Source organism: Streptomyces sp. NBC_00572 (assembly GCF_026341815.1).
Classification (GTDB): Bacteria; Actinomycetota; Actinomycetes; order Streptomycetales; family Streptomycetaceae; genus Streptomyces.
In genome coordinates, this window is the sequence record NZ_JAPENX010000003.1 from 60882 (window position 1) to 79954 (window position 19073).

The following is a 19073-nucleotide window of genomic DNA, read 5'->3' on the forward strand; positions in this document are numbered from 1 at the left end:
CAGGAGCGTGCCCATGACCTCGAATCCGATCGCCGAGACCGTCCGGTCCCTGATGCCCCGAGCCAAGGCCGAGCTCACGGAGCTGGTGGCCTTCGAGTCGGTGGCGGACGAGGCCGTGGCCCCGCGCAGCGAGTGCGAGGGCGCCGCCAACTGGGTCGCGGACGCCCTGCGTGCCGAGGACTTCCAGGACGTGGCGCTGCTCGACACCCCGGACGGTTCGCAGGCGGTGTACGGCATCCTGCCCGGCCCGGCCGGCGCGCCGACCGTCCTTCTCTACGCCCACTACGACGTCCAGCCGAAGCTGGACGAGTCCGCCTGGCTCACCCCGCCGTTCGAGCTGACGGAGCGGAACGGGCGCTGGTACGGGCGTGGCGCGGCCGACTGCAAGGGCGGCTTCATCCTGCACCTGCTCGCGCTGCGCGCCCTGAAGGCGAACGGCGGCGTTCCCGTGACGGTCAAGGTGATCGTCGAGGGTTCGGAGGAGCAGGGCACCGGCGGTCTCGAGCGCTACGCCGAGCAGCACCCCGAGCTGCTCGTCTCCGACGCCATCGTCATCGGCGACGCGGGCAACTTCCGAGTGGGGCTGCCGACCGTGACCGCGACCCTGCGCGGCATGACGATGATCCGGGTGGGGATCGACACCCTGGAGGGCAATCTGCACTCCGGTCAGTTCGGCGGCGCCGCGCCGGACGCGCTGGCCGCGCTGATCCGCGTACTGGACTCGCTGCGCGGCCCGGACGGTTCGACCGTCATCGACGGGCTGCCGGGCGACCAGGTGTGGGAGGGGCTGCAGTACCCGGAGGAGGACTTCCGCCAGGACGCCAAGGTCCTCGCCGGGGTGGCGCTGCCCGGCTCCGGAACGGTCGCCGACCGGATCTGGGCGCGTCCGGCCGTCACCGTCATCGGCATCGACTGCCACCCGGTGGCCGGGGCGACCCCGTCGATCCCGTCGTCGGCCCGTGCCCAGCTCAGCCTGCGGGTGCCGCCGGGCCTGGACTCGGCCGAGGTGACGAAGCTGCTCTTCGCTCACATCGAGAAGCACACGCCGTGGAACGCCCGGGTCTCCCTCGAACAGGTCGGCCAGGGCCAGCCGTTCCAGGCGGACACGTCGAGCCCGGCGTACGCGTCGATGGCCGAGGCGATGCGGATCGCGTACCCCGGCCAGGAGATGCAGACGGCGGGCATGGGCGGCTCGATCCCGCTCTGCAACACGCTGGCCTCGCTGTACCCGGAGTCGGAGATCCTCCTGATCGGCCTGAGCGAGCCGGAGGCGCAGATCCACGCGCCCAACGAGTCGGTCTCGCCGGAGGAGCTGGAGCGGCTGTCGGTGGCCGAGGCGCACTTCCTCCTCAACTACGCGCATTCGAAGCAGGGCTGACGGAGCGACGGCTTCGTCCTACAGGGTCGCTACCACCCCTACGTTTCGCGGTAGGGCGACCCCGTACGGATTCGCCGTAGGCCTTCGCCCTAAGGGTTCGCCGTACGAGTTCGCCGTACGAGTTCGCCGTACGGGATCGTCGCAGGCCTTCGCCGCGCGGGTTCGCCGTACGAGTTCAGCGTTCGGCGAAGCCGCTCCATCGGCCGGGCCAGGACTCGATGCCTCCGGCCGGTGGCCGCTCCGGCGGTCAGCCCACCGGGTCTCCCGCCTCCAGGTTGAGCACCGTGCCGCGTTCGCGCGCGCGCAGGGCCCAGCGGAGACGGCGGTAGCGGACGGGGGGCAGGAGGTCGGCGGCCTCCTCCTCGGTGACGAAGCGCCAGTCGCGGAGTTCGGCGCCGGGGAGGTGGAGGCGCTCCGTGTCGGCGGGGCCGAGCGTGCCGCCGTCGAAAAGGAGGCGGAGTCCTCCGTAGCCGGGGGGCTGGGGGCGTTCCCAGTCGACGAGCAGGAGGCGGGGTACGGCGTCGAGTTCGAGGCCTATCTCCTCGGCCACCTCGCGCATTCCGGCTCGGGCCGGGGGTTCTCCGGCCTCGACGACCCCGCCGGGAAACTCCCAACCGGGCTTGTAGGTGGGGTCGACGAGCAGGAAGCGGTCCTGCTCGTCGAAGAGCAGGACTCCTGCGGCAAGCGTCTCGCCGGTCGGTTCGGGCGTCTGGACGATGCCGCAGGGCGTGGCCTGCCCCGCCCGGACCGCGTCGGCGACGGACCGGGCGACCTCGGCCACGGTGAGCGCCGAGGTGTCGACGACGTACGCGTCGGTGGCGAGCCAGCCGAGCGCGGTGCGGTAGGGCGCGACATGGCCGTGGCACCAGTCCCGGACGCGCGCGTCGGTCTCGGGGTCGCCGTACTCCGACCTGCCGTCGATACGTTGCCGCAGGATCGTTTCCTCCGGGGCGAGCAGCACATGACGCACGTCGATGCGGCGGGCCGCGAGCCCACCGAAGATCTCGTCCCGGTACTCCTGCCGCAGCAGGGTCATCGGGACGATCAGGACACCGCCGACCTCGGCGAGCAGCGCGGCGGCGGTGTCGACCACCAGGCGTCGCCAGATCGGCAGGTCCTGGTAGTCCTCGACCTCGGCGAGCCGCTTGGCCGGCAGGAGGCCGCGCAGGCCCCCGCCGGTGACCTCGGGGTCGTACAGCGTGCTGTTCGGGATCAGATCGACCAGCTCGCGCGCGGTACTCGACTTCCCCGCGCCGAACGCACCGTTGATCCAGACGATCACGTTTCCCCCTCTTCGACAGCCCCCTGTGGCTTGCCCGCAACACCCTGCCACGAAAACCACGAAGTCATGTCCCGGTGATTCGGCGCCTCGGTGATTCGGGGTCGCGGTGATGCGGCGTTCGACGTCTCGGCATGTGCGTGACACTTCCGCGCGGGTGTCGTTGAGAACGGCAAGCACGAGGGGGTGCGGAGAATGAGTCGTAGGGTTCTCGAACGTTTTCCGGCCGGCGGCCCGCGGGGCAGCTGGCCGGCGGAGGAGTTCGCCGGGGCGCGGCGCGACGAGGGGGTGCCGGCCCGGGTCGTCATGGATCTGGCGTCCGACACCTTCCTGGTGATCGTCGAGCAGCGGGCGCCGGAGCGGATACGGGAGGAGTGAGCCGGGGGGATCGAGTCAGGAGGAGCGAGCCGGGGTACGGCTTCCCGGCTTCCCCTCGCTCAGGCCGCCGGGCCCGTCCACGCTCCCCCGCCCACCGCGCGCGATGCCGCCGCGGCGGCGCCGAGGAGGCCCGCGTCTGTGCCCGTGAGGGCCGGGACGACGGTCAGGTTCCGGACGAAGGAGAGCGTGGCGTAGGTGGCGAGGCTGCGTCGAAGCGGGGCGAAGAGGACCTCTCCGGCACCCGCCACCCCGCCGCCGACGACCGCGATGTCGATCTCGACGAGGGCCGCCGTCGCGGCGATGCCCGCCGCGAGCGCTTGGGCCGCCCGCTCGAACGAGGCGACGGCGACCGGGTCTCCGGCGCGCGCGGCGGCGGCCACGGCGGCGGCGGAGAGATCGCCGTCGGGCCCGGGGCGCCAGCCGTTGTCCAGGGCGCGACGCGCGATGTGCGGGCCGCTGGCGATGCGTTCGACGCAGCCGCGTCCGCCGCAGGCGCAGGACTCGCCGTCCATGTCCACCACGATGTGACCGATGTGACCGGCGTTGCCGGTGGGGCCCGGGTGGACCTGTCCGCCGAGGACGAGTCCGCCCCCGACGCCCGTGGAGACCACGAGACAGAGGGCGTTGTCGTGGCCCCGGGCGGCTCCGAGCCAGTGTTCGGCGGCCGTCATGGCGACGCCGTCGCCGACCAGGGTCACGGGCCGTCCGCCCGTCGCCTTGTGGACCCGTTCGACGAGCGGGTAGTCGCGCCAGCCGGGCACGTTGACCGGGCTGACGATCCCCCGGTGCGCGTCCACGGGGCCCGCGCTGCCGATACCGACGGCGCCCGCGGCCTCCCACAGGGGCGAGGCCGCGAGGTCGGCGAGTACGTCCTCGACCGCGCCCATCACCGTCTCGCCGTCCTCACGCGCGGGCGTGGGCCGCTGGGAGCGGACGCGGATGCGCCCCTCACCGTCGACCAGGGCGCCGGCGATCTTGGTTCCCCCGATGTCGAGAGCGACGACGAGACCGTCGGCGGGGCCGTCGTGGGGGCCCGTGGCGGGATCGGTCTGCATGGGCGTGGGGTCTCCAGTCGGCGACGGCGGACGGAACGGTCTTCCGTCCAGTCTCCCTCGCCGTGACAACGTTGTCCAGGCCCTATGCTTCGACGAGGGAGTCGATCAGACCACCGCGTCCAGACCATCGCGTCACGGACACCACCGCGTCGCAGACACCACCGCACCACCGACCTTCGACGGAGGAACCGCACACCGTGGCCGACATCGCCCGCCGCCCTGAGCACCGCTACGGCAACCGGCCCACGATGAAGGACGTCGCCGCGCGCGCGGGCGTCGGCCTGAAGACCGTGTCCCGGGTCGTGAACGGCGAACCGGGGGTCACCGCGGACACCGAGCGGCGGGTCCAGGAGGCCATCGAGGTCCTCGGTTTCCGCCGCAACGACAGCGCGCGGGTCCTGCGCAAGGGCAGGACCGCGACGGTCGGGCTCGTACTGGAGGATCTGGCCGACCCGTTCTACGGGCCGCTCAGCCGCGCCGTGGAGGAGGTCGCACGGGCGCACGGGGCCCTCCTCATCAACGGTTCCAGCGCCGAGGACCCGGCCCGGGAACAGGAGCTGGCGCTCGCGCTGTGCGCGCGCCGGGTCGACGGTCTGATCGTCATTCCCTCGGGCGACGACCACCGTTATCTGGAGCCCGAGATCAGGGCGGGCGTCGCCACCGTCTTCGTCGACCGGCCCGCAGGGCTCATCGACGCCGACGCCGTGCTCTCCGACAGCTTCGGCGGGGCCCGCGACGGTGTGGCCCATCTGATCGCCCACGGGCACCGCCGCATCGGCTTCATCGGTGACCGTCCGCGTATCCACACCGCGGCCGAGCGGCTGCGCGGCTACCGCGCGGCGATGGAGGACGCGGGTCTCCCGGTCCGGGACGACTGGGTCTCGCCGGGGTCCACGGACCCGGAGCGGGTGAGGACGGCCGTACGGGAGATGCTGGCGGCGCCGGAGCCCGTGACGGCGCTGTTCGCGGGGAACAACCGGGTCATGGTCACGGTGGTCCGCGCCCTGGCCGGGCACCCGCGGCCGGTGGCCCTGGTGGGCTTCGACGACATCGAGCTGGCCGACCTGCTCGGCATCACGGTCGTCGCCCAGGACGCGGCCGCACTGGGCCGGACGGCGGCGGAGCGCCTGTTCCGGCGCCTCGACGGGGCCGACGAGGCGCCCGAGCGGGTGGTGCTCGGCACCACGCTCCTGGCTCGCGGTTCTGGCGAGATCCCGCCGCCGACCGTCTGAGGGTCGGCCGTCCGGGCCATCACCCCGACCGCCCGCCGTCCGAAACCGTCACCCCGACCGTCGGGGCCGTCGGAACCGTCACCCTGAGCACAGGCCGTCCGGGCCGCCTCCTCGGCGGCCCGGACGGTACCGCCGCTACTCGGCGGAGGCCGTCAGGTCGCCGCGGCGCGGGGCGGCGAAGCGGTCGAGGGCGGCGCGGTTCATACCGGTGAGCGCGTCGACCTCGGCGGTGTCGAGGGCGCCGCAGTCGATGCCGCGCAGCAGGTAGGAGCTGAGGGCCTTCGCGGTGGCGGGCTCGTCCATGACGTCGCCGCCCGCGTGGTTGGCGTACGCGGAGAGGCGCTTGGCGGCGGCCTCGAAGCCCTCGCGGTAGAAGGCGAAGACGGCGGCGTACCGGGTGGGGATGTGGCCGGGGTGCATGTCCCAGCCCTGGTAGTACGCGCGGGCCAGGGCGCGGCGGGTGAGGCCGTAGTGCAGGCGCCAGGCCTCGTGGACGTGCTCGGTGGAGCCGACCGGGAGGACGTTGGTGGAGCCGTCGGAGACGCGGACGCCGGTGCCGGCGGCGGCGACCTGCATGATCGCCTTGGCGTGGTCGGCGGCCGGGTGGTCGCTGGCCTGGTAGGCGGCGGAGACGCCGAGGCAGGCGCTGTAGTCGAAGGTGCCGTAGTGCAGTCCGGTGGCGCGGCCCTCGGCGGCGCCGATCATGCGGGCCACGGCGGCGGTGCCGTCGGTGGCGAGGATGGACTGGCTGGTCTCGATCTGGATCTCGAAGCCGAGGCGACCGGCGTCGAGGCCGTGGGCCTTCTCGAAGGCCTCCAGGAGGCGGACGAAGGCGGAGACCTGCTCGGGGTAGGTCACCTTGGGGAGGGTGAGGACGAGCCCGTCGGGGAGGCCGCCGTTCTCCAGGAGGCCGGTGAGGAAGACGTCGGTGGTGCGGATGCCCCGGTCGCGTACGGCGGACTCCATGCACTTCATCCGGATGCCCATGTACGGGGCTGCCGTGCCGTTCCGGTACGCCTCCGAGATCAGCCGGGCGGCGCGGGCGGCGTCCTGGTCCTCGTCGGCTCCGGCGTAGCCGTCCTCGAAGTCGACGCGGAGGTCCTCGATCGGCTCGCGCTCCAGCTTCGCGCGCACGCGGCCGTAGACGTCCTCGGCGAGGTCGTCGGAGAGGCCGAGGACGGCGGCGAAGGAGGCGGCGTCGGGGGCGTGCTCGTCCAGGGCGGCAAGGGCCTGGTCGCCCCAGGAGCGGACGGTTCCGGCGTCGAAGACGTTGCCGGGTACGTAGACGGTGTGGACGGGCTGGCGGGTGCCGGGGTCTCCCGGGTAGCGGCGGTCCAGCTCGGCGTCCACCGCTGCGAGGGAGGCGCTGATGCCCTCGCTGACCGCGCCCGCGAGGCTCGTCGACACCTTCTCCTGCTGACCCATCCCACATCCTCCTATTTTCCGCTTCACGGAATCAACAATCCGTATAGCGAAGTTAGTAGTCCGCCGGGACCTGAGTCAATGGTTGTCCGAAACGGCCGAGGGCCGCGCGGTGATCATCACCACGCGGCCCCCGGGCCGTACAGAAGCGCAGGTCAAGCCTGCGCGGTCGGATCAGCCCTTGCGGGACTTGACCTCTTCGGTCAGCTGCGGGACGACATCGAAGAGGTCGCCCACCACGCCGTAGTCGACGAGGTCGAAGATCGGCGCCTCGGCGTCCTTGTTGATCGCGACGATCGTCTTCGAGGTCTGCATGCCCGCGCGGTGCTGGATCGCGCCGGAGATGCCGGAGGCGATGTACAGCTGCGGCGAGACCGACTTGCCGGTCTGGCCGACCTGGTTGGAGTGCGGGTACCAGCCGGCGTCGACCGCGGCGCGCGAGGCGCCGACGGCGGCACCGAGCGAGTCGGCGAGCGCCTCGATGATCGCGAAGTTCTCGGCACCGTTGACGCCACGGCCGCCGGAGACCACGATCGCGGCCTCGGTCAGCTCCGGGCGGCCGGTCGACTCGCGCGGGGTGCGGGCGGTCACCTTGGTGCCGGTGGCCAGCGCACCGAAGGAGACCGAGAGGGCCTCGACGGTACCGGCGGCCGGGGCGGCCTCGACGGGGGCCGAGTTCGGCTTGACCGTGATGACCGGGGTGCCCTTGGAGACACGGGACTTGGTGCTGAAGGAGGCGGCGAACGCGGACTGCGTCGCGACCGGGCCCTCGTCACCGGCCTCCAGGTCCACGGCGTCGGTGATGATGCCGGAGCCGATGCGGACCGCGAGACGGGCCGCGATCTCCTTGCCCTCGGCGGAGGACGGGACGAGCACGGCGGCCGGGGAAACGGCCTCGTACGCGGCCTGCAGCGCGTCGACCTTGGGGACGACGAGGTACTCGGTGAACTCGGGGGCGTCGGCCGTGAGGACCTTCACCGCGCCGTGCTCGGCGAGGACGGCGGCGGTGTCGGCGGCGCCGTTGCCGAGCGCGACGGCGACCGGCTCGCCGATGCGGCGGGCGAGGGTCAGCAGCTCCAGGGTGGGCTTGCGGACGGCTCCGTCGACGTGGTCGACGTAGACGAGAATCTCAGCCATGGGACTTCAATCTCCTGCGAACGGAAAGGGGCGGTCTGAGGGGCTCGCGCGGGCCGGGGACGGACTCCCGGCTCACGGCGCCGAGTCCTAGATGAACTTCTGGCTCGCGAGGAACTCGGCGAGCTGCTTGCCGCCCTCGCCCTCGTCCTTGACGATCGTGCCCGCGGTGCGCGCCGGACGCTCGGCGGCCGAGTCGACCGCGGTCCAGGCGCCGGCCAGGCCGACCTCGTCCGCGTCGATGTCCAGGTCGTCCAGCTCCAGGGACTCCACCGGCTTCTTCTTGGCGGCCATGATGCCCTTGAAGGAGGGGTAGCGCGCCTCACCCGACTGGTCGGTCACGGACACGACCGCCGGGAGGGAGGCCTCCAGCTGCTCGGAGGCGGTGTCGCCGTCGCGACGGCCGGTGACCTTGCCGTCCTCGATCTTCACCTCGGAGAGCAGGGTGACCTGCGGGACGCCCAGACGCTCGGCGAGGATCGCCGGGAGGACACCCATGGTGCCGTCGGTGGAGGCCATACCGGCGATGACGACGTCGTAGCCGGTCTTCTCGATCGCCTTGGCGAGCACCAGCGAGGTGCCCATGACGTCGGTGCCGTGCAGGTCGTCGTCCTCGACGTGGACGGCCTTGTCGGCGCCCATGGACAGCGCCTTGCGCAGCGCGTCCTTGGCGTCCTCGGGGCCGACCGTCAGCACGGTGACCTCGGCGTCGTCCGCCTCTTCGGCGATCTGCAGTGCCTGCTCGACCGCGTACTCGTCGAGCTCCGACAGCAGGCCGTCGACGTCGTCGCGGTCGACCGTCAGGTCGTCCGCGAACTTCCGGTCTCCGGTCGCGTCGGGCACGTACTTCACACAGACAACGATCCTCAAGCTCACGCCGGCTCTCCTACTGCATCGTCATAACTGGGCTGCCTTGTTGCTCGCAGCATAGGCGCCTGAAGGGCGGGTTTCCGGTCGGGGCGCCGGACGCCCCGACCTGGAATATTACTCGCCAGTACACCCAGTTCGTTACCCCTGAGCAAGCGCTCAGGCATGTGACCTTGACAACGCGCGGAGAGCGGCGCGCGCGGGAACCCTCAGTCGCGCAGAGCGTTGAAGCGGCCGTGGTGGTAGAGGAGCGGACGGCCCGCCCCGTCCGGGTCTCCGGCGACCGCCTGGGCAATCACGATCCGGTGGTCACCGGCGGGCACGCGGGCCACCACACGGCAGACCAGCCAGGCGAGTACGCCGTCGAGTACGGGCACTCCCTCGGGCCCCACGCTCCAGCGGGTCCCCTCGCCGAAGCGGTCGGCGCCGCTGCGCGCGAAGGTGGCGGCCAGTTCCTGCTGGTACTCGCCGAGTATGTGCACGCCGATGTGCTCGGCCTCGGCGAGCACGGGCCAGCTGGAGGAGGTGGTGCCCACCCCGAAGGAGATCAGCGGGGGTTCGGCGGCGACGGAGTTGAGCGAGGTCGCGGTGAAGCCGACGGGGCGCTCGCCGTGTGCGGTGACGACCGCGACACCGGCGGCGTGCCGGCGGAAGACGGAGCGGAGCAGATCCGGAGAGGCCTGCCGGGGCGCGCCGATGGTGGGAACGGTGCCGGGTCGGAGGTCTGGCGTGACCGTCATGGAGTTGTCCTTCTGCGAGGGCGGCATGAGAGAGGTCCGGGGGCGGTCAGACACCCGGACAGCGCGCGCTCGCGTTGCGGGCCAGGTCCACGTGGGTCCGGCCGTAGAGAAGGAGTTCTGGGGGCACACGGTCAGGGTGACGATCGTTGCCGCGTGCAGTCAAGTGCGTACCGGGATGTGGGAGAAGTGTCACCGCGTCAGACCGCCCGGCCCAGGGCGGCGATGACATCCGCCTTGCGCGGCTGTCCCGAGGCCCGGCGGACGACGCGGCCGGTCCGGTCGAGGACGAGGACGGTGGGGGTCTTGGCGATGCCGAGCGCGCGTACGAGATCGAGGCGTTCTTCGGCGTCGATCTCGACGTGCCCCACGCCCGGCACCATCGCGGCGACCTCGGCGAGGGTGCGGCGGGTGGCCCGGCAGGGCTGGCAGAAGGCGGTGGAGAACTGGACGAGGGTGGCCCGCTCCCCCAGTTCGACGCCGAGCGCCTCAGGTCCCAGCGTGTCGGCTCCGGGTATCTCGGTCACCCCTGTCCCCTTCTCTGTCAGGCCGTCTCCCCAGGTGCAGCGTCGCACGGGAGCGTTCGATTCCCGCCACGGCCACCGCGAGTGACGAGAATCTCCCTGTACGGAGCCGCCTGGACTGGTCACGACGGCCCACATGGGGCACGATCTGCCCAAAGCCGAAAACCTACGGCTGCGTAACTTCCGCCGGGAGAACCCTCCCCAGGCACAGAAGAAGGGTTCCTCTCAGATGGCAGAACTCGTGTATCGGCCGGTCATCGGCGCCGCATTGACCCTGTTCAAGGCGCTCGACCTGAAGATCGACACGCAGGGTTCGGAGCACATCCCGCGGACCGGCGGCGCGGTGCTCGTCAGCAACCACATCAGCTATCTGGACTTCATCTTCACGGGCCTGGCCGCGCTCCCGCAGAAGCGTCTCGTGCGCTTCATGGCGAAGGACTCGGTCTTCCGGCACAAGGTCTCCGGGCCGCTGATGCGCGGCATGAAGCACATCCCGGTGGACCGTTCGCAGGGCGAGCACGCCTACAAGCACGCGCTCGAATCCCTCCGGGCCGGCGAGATCATCGGTGTCTTCCCCGAGGCGACCATCTCCCAGTCGTTCACCCTCAAGGGCTTCAAGACGGGTGCCGCGCGCCTCGCGCAGGAGGCGGGCGTCCCGCTGATCCCGATGGCGCTCTGGGGTACGCAGCGCATCTGGACCAAGGGCCGTCCGCGCAACTTCAAGCGCAGCCACATCCCGGTGACGATCCGCGTCGGCGAGCCCGTGGAGGCCCCCGCCGACCAGTACGCGGGCGCCATCACACGGCGGCTGCGCGAGCGCTGCCAGGAGCTCCTGGAGGCCGCGCAGCGCGCCTACCCGGTGCGCCCCAAGGACGCGAACGACACCTGGTGGGTGCCCGCGCACCTCGGGGGTACGGCTCCGACGCCGGCCCAGGTCAAGGAAGCGGGCTGACGGCAGGCCGCCGACCCCGCTCCCGTCCTCTTCCCCGCTGAATCGTCACTCCGGGTCACGGACCGTGATCCGGGCTCCCGGGCTGAGCTTCTCCAGCGACTCCGCCAGCTCGACGCCCGCCGCGAGGAGCTCCTCCCGGGTCATCGGGACGAGCGCCTCCAGCAGGAAGAACGCGTCGACGGTGTCGTCGTCGATGCGGGTACGGGGGCCCTGGCGCCAGTTCCAGCGACGGCAGGTCACGCCCTCCTCGTCGCACCAGACGATCTCCCCGGGCTCGGGGTGCTCCACCGTCTCCACGCCGCCCGCCACGGTGACGAAGGGCTCCTCCCCGGTGGCCCGCACCAGGCGCATGGCGCCCTGGATCCTGCCCAGGTCCTCGCCGCCGACCGGGATGAGGTGAGCGACGCTGATCGCGTTGTAGGCGTCGACGAGCCGGTTGACGCGGGGCAGCCCGCCGTCCGCGAGCGCGCGCTTGGCCAGCGCTTCCGCGGAGTTGCGGGTACGGGAGGGCTTGGCGCCGAACGCGGTGTACGCGGCTCGCCAGGCGGCGATGTGCGGATCCTGGTCCGGGGTCCGGCCGTCGAGGCGCTCGGCGAGCCGCCGCGCGGCCTCGTCGAGGAGGGCCGCACTGGTCTCGTCGCTGGGACCGTTGACCAGTCCACGGGCCTCGACCACCAGAGCGGTGAAGCCGGGTACGAGGGTGCGCACCTCGTCGGAGACGGTGAGCGTGAGAGTCATGATCCGCCGTTCGCTGGTGTCCGGGGTCAGAGCTCCGTGGGGAGCGTCCGCCAGAGGGAGGACCGGTCGGGGGCGGCGCGCAGCGCGTCCAGAACAACCGGGTGCGGTTCAGTGTAGAGCACTGAATAATCCACTTCATTGAACTCCGGTCGCACGACCCAGGCCAGCCGCTCCCCCTTCAGGGAGAACCGGGCGTCGACGCCGGGCTTGTTTCCCCGTACGTCCTGGCGGGCCCAGGTCCGCTCGCCGGGGAGCAGGACGGCGACGAGGCCGTGGATCACCGGGTTCGAGCCGTCGTCGTCGGCGAGTCGCTGGTAGCAGAGGGCGGCCGGGATGCCGCGGGCCCGCAGGAGGGCCGCGTACGCGATCGACTTGGCGTAACAGACGCCGGTGCGCTGCTCCAGGACGTCGGAGGCGCGCCAGGTCACGCGCGGGTCGCCGGCGTCCGCGGAGTGCGGGACGGTGTCGCGTACGTACACGAAGGCCGCTTCGGCGTATGCGTATGCGCCGGGGTGCTCTTCGGAGAGGCGGTTCGCCACGGCGCGGACCGCCGGATGCTCATGGTCGACAGCTTCACTCGCGGCCAGATAGGCGGCGATGTCGGGGTTCTGCTGGACGAGTTCCATGCGGGTGGAGCGTACGGAAACGGCCGGACGGAAGTCAATGACTTTCCATCCGGCCGTATATCCATGCAGTTGGCGGGAGTTACTGGCGGGCCAGCTCTTCCTTCAGCGCCTGGAGGAAGGCGTCCACGTCTTCCTCCGTGGTGTCGAAGGCGCACATCCAGCGCACGTCACCGGCGTTCTCGTCCCAGAAGTAGAAGCGGAAACGCTCCTGGAGCCGCCGGGTCACGTCGTGCGACAGCCGGGCGAAGACGGCGTTGGCCTGCACCGGGTAGAGGATCTCCACCCCGTCGACCTCGCGCACCCCGGCCGCGAGGCGCTGGGCCATCGCGTTGGCGTGGCGGGCGTTGCGCAGCCACAGGTCCTTCGCGAGGAGGGCCTCCAGCTGCACCGACACGAAGCGCATCTTCGACGCGAGCTGCATGGACAGCTTGCGCAGGTGCTTCATGTGGCTGACCGCGTCGGGGTTGAGGACGACGATGGCCTCGCCGAAGAGCATGCCGTTCTTCGTGCCGCCGTACGAGATGACGTCGACGCCGACCGCGTTGGTGAACGCGCGCATCGGCACGTCCAGCGAGGCGGCGGCGTTGGCTATCCGGGCCCCGTCGAGGTGCACCTTCATGCCCTTGGCGTGCGAGTGCTCGACGATCGCGCGGATCTCGTCCACCGTGTAGACGGTGCCCAGCTCGGTGTTCTGGGTGATCGAGACGACCTGCGGCATCGCCCGGTGCTCGTCCTCCCAGCCCCAGGCCTGCCGGTCGATCAGCTCGGGGGTGAGCTTGCCGTCCGGGGTCGGCACGGTGAGCAGCTTGAGGCCGCCCATCCGCTCCGGCGCGCCGCCCTCGTCCACGTTGATGTGGGCGGACTCGGCGCAGATGACGGCGCCCCAGCGGTCGGTGAGCGCCTGGAGCGCGGTCACGTTCGCCCCGGTCCCGTTGAAGACCGGGAAGGCCTCGGCCGTGGGGCCGAAGTGGCTGTGCATGATCCGCTGGAGGTGCTCGGTGTACTGGTCCTCGCCGTAGGCGACCTGGTGGCCGTCGTTGGCGAGGGCGAGGGCCGCGAGGATCTCGGGGTGGGCGCCGGCGTAGTTGTCGCTGGCGAAGCCCCGGACCGACGGGTCGTGGTGACGACGTGCGTCGGTCCTGGGGCCGAGTGCCGCGGTCACGGCTTGGGGGTCAGCCACAGACGCTGTCCATTCACTTCCTGGGCGGGCCTGTTCCACAGCCCGGCGATCTCGTCCGCGAGGACCGAGACGTCGGTGAAGCCCGCGAACTTCGCGTTGGGGCGTTCGGCGCGCATGGCGTCGTGCACCAATGCCTTGATCACCAGGATCGCAGCCGCCGCCTGCGGGCCGTCGTCGCCCCCCAGCTTGCGGAACGAGTCGGCCATCGCGAGGGTCCAGGCCTCGGCGGCCGCCTTGCCGGCGTTGTACGCGGCGTTGTTGGCGAGCGGCTTGTGCGCGCCGACCTGGCTGACCAGGGCGTACCGGCCGCGGCCACCGGCGCGCAGCAGTCCGTCGTGGAAGGCGAGCGAGGTGTTCTGGACGGTGCGGATCAGGAGCTTCTCCAGGAAGTCCCAGTCCGTGAGGTCGGTCTCGGTGAAGGAGGCGCTGCCGCGCCAGCCGCCGACGAGGTGGACCAGGCCGTCGATGCGGCCGAACTCCTTCTCGGTCTTCGCGGCCCAGTCGCGGGTGGCGTCCAGGTCGAGCAGGTCGACGGTGTCACCGACGACCTTGGCCCCTCCGTGGGCGTAGCGGGCGGCGTCGACGGCCTCCGCGAGGCGCGTCGGGTCCGCGTCGGACCCGACGACCGTGGCGCCCGCCTCGGCGAGACGCAGGAGCGTCGCGCGGCCCGCCGGGCCGGCCGCACCGGCGACCGCGATGACGGCGCCGTCGAGCGGCCCGCCGTTTCCGTTGGCGTTCATGGGCGACGCCTCCTCCGTGTCCTCCGTACGAGCACTCACGCGGCGGCCCGCTCGGTCCGCGAGACGTCGGCGGCGGTGATCCCCTTGGTGTCGGCGATCACGCCCTTCAGCTTCTTGGCGAGGGCCTCAAAGAACATGCTGAGCGGAAACTCGTCCGGAAGCACGTCGTCGACGAGCTTGCGGGGCGGGAGGGACAGGTCGAGGGCATCGGGGCCCTTGGCCCACTTCGATCCCGGGTGCGGGGCGAGGTAGGTGGAGACGAGCTCGTACGCCTTGAACCAGTGGACGAGCTTGGGGCGGTCGATGCCGTCGCGGTAGAGCTTCTCGATATCGGCGCAGAGCTGGTTGGTGACCTCGGGGGCCCGCTGCCAGTCGATCTTGAGGGTGTTGTCCGTCCAGCGCACCACGTCGTTCTTGTGGAGGTACGCGAAGAGGAGCTGGCCGCCGAGACCGTCGTAGTTGCGGTTGCGGTCGCCGGAGAGCGGGAAGCGGAACATCCGGTCGAAGAGGACGGCGTACTGCACGTCACGACCGTGGGTGTTGCCCTCGGCCTCCAGCTTCACGGCCTCCTTGAAGGCGGTGAGGTCGCAGCGGAGCTCCTCCAGGCCGTACATCCAGAAGGGCTGGCGCTGCTTGATCATGAAGGGGTCGAACGGCAGGTCGCCGTGGCTGTGGGTGCGGTCGTGGACCATGTCCCACAGCACGAAGGCCTTCTCGCAGCGCTCCTGGTCGCCGATCATCTCGGCGATGTCGGTGGGCAGCTGGATGCCGAGGGTGTCGACGGCGGCCTCGGTGACCTTGCGGAAGCGGGCGGCCTCGCGGTCGCAGAAGATGCCACCCCAGGTGAAGCGCTCGGGGGCCTCGCGGACGGCGATGGTCTCCGGGAAGAGGACGGCCGAGTTGGTGTCGTACCCGGCGGTGAAGTCCTCGAAGGTGATGCCGCAGAACAGCGGGTTGTCGTAGCGGGTGGCCTCCAGCTCGGAGAGCCACTCCGGCCACACCATGCGGAGCACGACGGCTTCGAAGTTGCGGTCGGGGTTGCCGTTCTGCGTGTACATCGGGAACAGCACCAGGTGCTGGAGCCCGTCCACGCGGTCGGCGGCCGGCTGGAAGGCGAGCAGCGAGTCCAGGAAGTCCGGGACGACGAAGCCGCTCTCGGCCCACTTGCGCAGGTCGGCGACGAGGGCGCGGTGGTAGGCGCCGTCGTGCGGGACGAGCGGGGAGAGCTGCTCGACGGCGGCGACGACCCGGTCGAGGGTCAGCTCGGCCACGGAGCGCGCGGGCGCGTCCTCCCGCTCGAAGTCGATGGATCCGTCCGCGTTCTGCCAGGTGCGGATCTCCTCCACGGCATTCTTGAGCTCGGGCCAGGCGGGGTGGTCGATCAGCCGGGCGTCGGTGGATATCCCCCCACCGGTCACGTCCTGCACAAGAATTTCCGTCATGCCTCTTCCTTCACAGGAGAACCTCGTGTCAAGACACCGTAACCGTCGACGGTTCTCCGCCACAAGGGGGCGCAAGAGAAATTATCCTGTGCGACCCCCCTGATCGCAGAAGTTTTTCCTGTCAGCCAGGGGGGAAGCCACGCTTCCGCCGTGTTCGTCAGCTCAGCGGCTTCACCAGGAGCTCGAACTCCAGGTCGTCACGCTGGGGCACGCCGAAGCGCTCGTCGCCGTACGGGAAGGGAGTCATCCGCCCGGTGCGCCGGTAGCCGCGGCGCTCGTACCAGGCGATGAGCTCCTCCCGTACGGAGATCACCGTCATGTGCATCTCGCGGACGTCCCACTGCTCGCGCACCCGGCGCTCGGCCTCCGCGATGATCTGCTTGCCGAGACCCGCGCCCTGAAGTTCGGGACGGACCGCGAACATGCCGAAGTAGGCGGCCTCGCCGCGGTGCTCCAGCTGGCAGCAGGCCACGATCTCGCCGTCGCGCTCGACGATCAGGAGCCGGCCGCCGGGCGCGGTGATCACGGCTGCCACGCCGTCGGGGTCGGTGCGCTGCCCCTGCAGGATGTCCGCCTCGGTGGTCCAGCCACCCCGGCTGACATCGCCCCGGTAGGCCGACTCGACGAGCGGAACGAGGGCCGGGACGTCGTCCAGAACCGCCTCGCGATAGCTGATCCGGCCGGTCTCCTGCGGCGTGGCGGTGTCCATGCGAACGGGGCTCCCCTCGGGCGTTGACGATCGTCGTACGCGATCGTCCCGAGCCTACTTGGGTGCCCCACCCCCGATCTCCGCACCTTTCACACCCCCTTTGTACGCCGGTGCGCGCCCGTGCGCCCGGGTGTGCCCTGTCGGGCGCGGGCATCCTCCGGGGAGGGGACGCCGTCGAGGGGGAGGTGTGCCGTGCACGGACCGGCCCTGCCCGGGTGGTTGATGGTCGCGCTCTGCGCGGTGACGGGCGTGTACTGCCTGCTGCGGATGCGCGCGTGCACCGGGGAGGAGCGGCGGGCCGCTCGCGGTGAGGCGGTGATGGGCTTCGGGATGGCGACGATGGCGCTGCCCACGGCGGTCCTCACGCCGCCGGAGTGGAGCTGGGCGGTGTACGCGGCGGTGTTCGGCGGCGCGACGCTGCACGGTCTCGCGGCGGTGCGGCGCGGCGGACACCATCGGCACCACCTGATCGGCTCGCTCGCCATGGTCTACATGGCGGTGTCGATGGCCGCGCCCGGCGCGGGGGCGCACTCGGGGCACACGGTCGGCGCGGCGGGTGGCATACCCGTACTCACCGGCGGGCTGCTCCTCTACTACATGGCGTACGTGCTGCACGCGGGCGCGAGACTCGTGCCGGTCGCGTTGCCGGCGGCGACGGGGGCTTTGGCTACCGCCACGGCCGCCGCAGGGACCGGGCCGGGGGGAGGGCCGGCGCTCGGACCGGCCTGGGCGGCACGGCCGGAGTTGGCGCTCGCCTGCCGGCTGTCGATGGCGCTCGCGATGCTGGCGATGCTGGTGACCCTGTGAGGGCGCCCGCCCGGTAGAGGGGGGGTGCGGCCGGGTGGACGCGTGCGGGCGGGGCAGTGCCGTGCTGCGCCGGGGGCAACGAAACCGTGGCGTACGTCACTTGCCGTTCGTGGGCATACCCCCGACCCGTACGCGCTCATAGGCTGACGCCATGTGGGTCTCCCTCGCGCTGTTCCTGCTCGGCGTCCTGACCGCCCTCGCGGCCCCCCGGCTGCTGTCACGGGCGGACTGGGTGGAGCGAGAACCCGTGGTGGCCCTCTGGGTCTGGCAGTGCGTGGTCGCCGCGGTGCTGCTGAGTTTCGCCCTCTCCATGACGTTCAGCGCCTCGACCGCCTGGCAGGCCGTACGGGGCCAGGTCTTCGCGCCCGCGCCGCGCGCGGTGATCGACGCCTATGAACTGGGGACGACCGGCCCCTGGTCCGCGGTGCTCGCGGTGGCCCTGGCGGCCGGCGGGGTCTGGTCCGGGGCGATGCTGGGCCGGGAGATCAGCCAGGCCCGGGCGCGGCGCAGGCAGCGCCGCTGCGATCTTCTCGTCCGCGCGCCCATGCTGCCCGGGGAAGAGCCGGGCGGCGAGCGCCTCGTGGTCCTGGAGGGCGAGCGGGCGAACGCCTGGTGGCTGGCGGGCACCACGCCCCAGCTGGTCATCACCACGGCGGCACTGAGGCGGTTGAAGGGGCGTCAGCTGGACGCGGTCCTCGCGCACGAGCAGGGGCACGCGCGCGCCCGGCACGACTGGCTGCTGCACTCCTCGGCGGCGCTGGCCGCCGGGTTCCCCGGGATTCCCGTCTTCGCGGCCTTCCGTGAGGAGATGCACCGGCTGGTGGAGCTGGCCGCCGACGATGTGGCCTCGCGCCGGTTCGGGCGGCTGACGATCGCGCTCGCGCTGGTCGAACTGAACGAGGACCGGGGCGTGTTCGGGCCCGGCCAGGCCCCGTACGGCGACCTGCCGCGCCGGGTGAACCGACTGCTGACCGCGGCGCCCCGGCTCACGGCCGGCCGCCGGTTCCGGCTCACCGCCGCCGCCTCCCTGGTGCCGGTGGTCCCGGTGCTCGTGGCCTTCGTCCCGGCGCTCAGCGCGCTGGGACAGGGGTGACGGGAAGCGCGCCGGTCCGGGCGCGCACGACGGCGCGCGCGGGGAGCGCGAAGGATCGTCCGGAGCTGATCGTCGGGCAGGATCGACGCATGCGCTCCTCCGCCGTGATCTCCGGGGCCCTGGCCGTTCTCCTGCTCGTGCTCGTCGCCGTCGGGTGGACCCCCTTGCTGTCCTTCGACCGGTCGGTGGTCGAGACCCTCCATCGTGACGCGGTGGCCGACCCCGGTCTCACCCAGGCGCACCGGATCCTCAGCGACTGGGTGTGGGACCCGTGGACGATGCGCGCCCTGGCCGCCGGGACCGTGGTGCTGCTGTGGTGGGAGCGGGAGCGGCGCCTCGCCCTGTGGGTGGCCGTGACGAGCCTGCTCGCCGTGGGGCTCCAGCAGGGCCTCAAGACGCTGGTGGGGCGGGACCGGCCACAGTGGACCGATCCGGTCGACTCGGCGCGCTTCGCCGCCTTCCCGTCCGGGCACGCGATGACGGCCATGGTCACCTGCGGGCTGCTGCTCTGGGTGCTGTCCCTGCGGTGGCGGGACGAGTGGCGCGGCTGGGGCACCCTCGCGGGCGTCGCGCTCGTCTCGGTGCTCGGCGTGGGCTGGACGCGGGTCTACCTGGGCGTGCACTGGCCCTCGGACGTGCTCGGGGGCTGGCTGCTCGGCTGGTGCTGTGTGTCCGTCGCGGTCCTGACGTACCGCTGGAGCGAGCGACGTTTCCCCCGGACCGGCCCGGCGGACGCCGACAGCAAGGGGAGCAGAATGGGAGGAACAGAGTGAAGCCGCC

General features: G+C 71.7%; 20 protein-coding genes. 7 read left to right on the top strand and 13 right to left on the bottom strand.

The annotated features are described in order from the left end of the window. Positions 1-13: 13 nt before the first annotated feature. Positions 14-1378, top strand: a complete 1365-nt coding sequence (locus OG514_RS36970; RefSeq protein WP_266902451.1) for a dipeptidase — start codon at positions 14-16, stop codon at positions 1376-1378. A gap of 247 nt (positions 1379-1625) precedes the next feature. Here OG514_RS36970 and OG514_RS36975 read toward each other — a convergent pair whose 3' ends face one another. Then, entirely contained in the window at positions 1626-2660 is a 1035-nt protein-coding gene (locus OG514_RS36975) for an NUDIX hydrolase (protein WP_266902453.1), read from the bottom strand. A gap of 192 nt (positions 2661-2852) precedes the next feature. Between OG514_RS36975 and OG514_RS36980 the strand changes: the two genes are divergently transcribed. After that, positions 2853-3035, top strand: coding sequence for a hypothetical protein (locus OG514_RS36980; protein WP_266902456.1), 183 nt, complete (start codon positions 2853-2855; stop codon positions 3033-3035). 59 nt (positions 3036-3094) lie between these two features. Here the strand turns inward: OG514_RS36980 and OG514_RS36985 are convergent, their stop codons facing one another. After that, positions 3095-4090, bottom strand: a complete 996-nt coding sequence (locus tag OG514_RS36985; protein ID WP_266902458.1) for an ROK family protein — start codon at positions 4088-4090, stop codon at positions 3095-3097. Positions 4091-4287: 197 nt separating this feature from the next. Between OG514_RS36985 and OG514_RS36990 the strand changes: the two genes are divergently transcribed. After that, on the top strand, positions 4288-5322 hold the full coding sequence (locus tag OG514_RS36990) for a LacI family DNA-binding transcriptional regulator (RefSeq protein WP_266902460.1): 1035 nt from the start codon (positions 4288-4290) through the stop codon (positions 5320-5322). 135 nt (positions 5323-5457) lie between these two features. Here the strand turns inward: OG514_RS36990 and OG514_RS36995 are convergent, their stop codons facing one another. From OG514_RS36995 to OG514_RS37015, 5 genes are all read right to left on the bottom strand, one after another. Beyond that, complete coding sequence (locus tag OG514_RS36995; RefSeq protein WP_266902462.1) at positions 5458-6747, bottom strand: aldolase/citrate lyase family protein; 1290 nt, start codon at positions 6745-6747, stop codon at positions 5458-5460. Positions 6748-6918: 171 nt separating this feature from the next. Continuing rightward, positions 6919-7881 (bottom strand): electron transfer flavoprotein subunit alpha/FixB family protein, encoded by a 963-nt coding sequence (locus OG514_RS37000; RefSeq protein WP_266902464.1) that lies wholly within the window; start codon positions 7879-7881, stop codon positions 6919-6921. An 87-nt stretch (positions 7882-7968) separates the two neighbouring features. Further along, entirely contained in the window at positions 7969-8754 is a 786-nt protein-coding gene (locus OG514_RS37005; RefSeq protein ID WP_187623784.1) for an electron transfer flavoprotein subunit beta/FixA family protein, read from the bottom strand. A 200-nt stretch (positions 8755-8954) separates the two neighbouring features. Continuing rightward, a complete protein-coding gene (locus OG514_RS37010; RefSeq protein ID WP_266902468.1) occupies positions 8955-9485 on the bottom strand; it encodes a flavin reductase family protein in 531 nt (176 codons plus the stop codon). Between the two features lie 197 nt (positions 9486-9682). Then, the gene (locus OG514_RS37015) at positions 9683-10009 is read right to left on the bottom strand and encodes a thioredoxin family protein (protein WP_266902470.1); all 327 of its coding nucleotides are present in this window, start codon (positions 10007-10009) and stop codon (positions 9683-9685) included. 226 nt (positions 10010-10235) lie between these two features. Here OG514_RS37015 and OG514_RS37020 point away from each other — a divergent pair, with 226 nt between their 5' ends. Further along, positions 10236-10958, top strand: coding sequence for a 1-acyl-sn-glycerol-3-phosphate acyltransferase (locus OG514_RS37020; protein WP_266902472.1), 723 nt, complete (start codon positions 10236-10238; stop codon positions 10956-10958). 45 nt (positions 10959-11003) lie between these two features. Here OG514_RS37020 and OG514_RS37025 read toward each other — a convergent pair whose 3' ends face one another. The 6 genes from OG514_RS37025 to OG514_RS37050 all read right to left on the bottom strand — a co-directional run bounded on the left by OG514_RS37025 (position 11004) and on the right by OG514_RS37050 (position 16393). Then, positions 11004-11696 carry a B3/4 domain-containing protein gene (locus OG514_RS37025; protein ID WP_266902474.1) on the bottom strand — a complete coding sequence of 231 codons (693 nt, stop codon included), beginning with the start codon at positions 11694-11696 and terminating at the stop codon, positions 11004-11006. Between the two features lie 26 nt (positions 11697-11722). Further along, positions 11723-12322 carry a transglutaminase family protein gene (locus OG514_RS37030; protein WP_266902476.1) on the bottom strand — a complete coding sequence of 200 codons (600 nt, stop codon included), beginning with the start codon at positions 12320-12322 and terminating at the stop codon, positions 11723-11725. A 79-nt stretch (positions 12323-12401) separates the two neighbouring features. After that, positions 12402-13484: a low specificity L-threonine aldolase gene (locus OG514_RS37035; RefSeq protein WP_266903077.1), complete on the bottom strand. Its 1083-nt coding sequence runs from the start codon at positions 13482-13484 to the stop codon at positions 12402-12404. Next, complete coding sequence (locus OG514_RS37040) at positions 13481-14242, bottom strand: SDR family oxidoreductase (RefSeq protein ID WP_266902478.1); 762 nt, start codon at positions 14240-14242, stop codon at positions 13481-13483. The genes OG514_RS37035 and OG514_RS37040 overlap by 4 nt, the downstream gene beginning before the upstream one ends. A gap of 35 nt (positions 14243-14277) precedes the next feature. After that, a complete protein-coding gene (locus tag OG514_RS37045) occupies positions 14278-15684 on the bottom strand; it encodes a DUF6421 family protein (RefSeq protein ID WP_266902480.1) in 1407 nt (468 codons plus the stop codon). A 157-nt stretch (positions 15685-15841) separates the two neighbouring features. Beyond that, the gene (locus OG514_RS37050) at positions 15842-16393 is read right to left on the bottom strand and encodes a GNAT family N-acetyltransferase (RefSeq protein WP_266902482.1); all 552 of its coding nucleotides are present in this window, start codon (positions 16391-16393) and stop codon (positions 15842-15844) included. A 192-nt stretch (positions 16394-16585) separates the two neighbouring features. Here OG514_RS37050 and OG514_RS37055 point away from each other — a divergent pair, with 192 nt between their 5' ends. The 3 genes from OG514_RS37055 (at position 16586) to OG514_RS37065 (ending at position 19066) form a co-directional block, all read left to right on the top strand. After that, positions 16586-17200 carry a DUF5134 domain-containing protein gene (locus tag OG514_RS37055; protein WP_266902484.1) on the top strand — a complete coding sequence of 205 codons (615 nt, stop codon included), beginning with the start codon at positions 16586-16588 and terminating at the stop codon, positions 17198-17200. Positions 17201-17351: 151 nt separating this feature from the next. Continuing rightward, positions 17352-18293 (top strand): M56 family metallopeptidase, encoded by a 942-nt coding sequence (locus OG514_RS37060; protein ID WP_266902485.1) that lies wholly within the window; start codon positions 17352-17354, stop codon positions 18291-18293. Positions 18294-18382: 89 nt separating this feature from the next. Beyond that, positions 18383-19066 (top strand): phosphatase PAP2 family protein, encoded by a 684-nt coding sequence (locus OG514_RS37065; RefSeq protein ID WP_266902486.1) that lies wholly within the window; start codon positions 18383-18385, stop codon positions 19064-19066. Positions 19067-19073 lie beyond the last annotated feature (7 nt).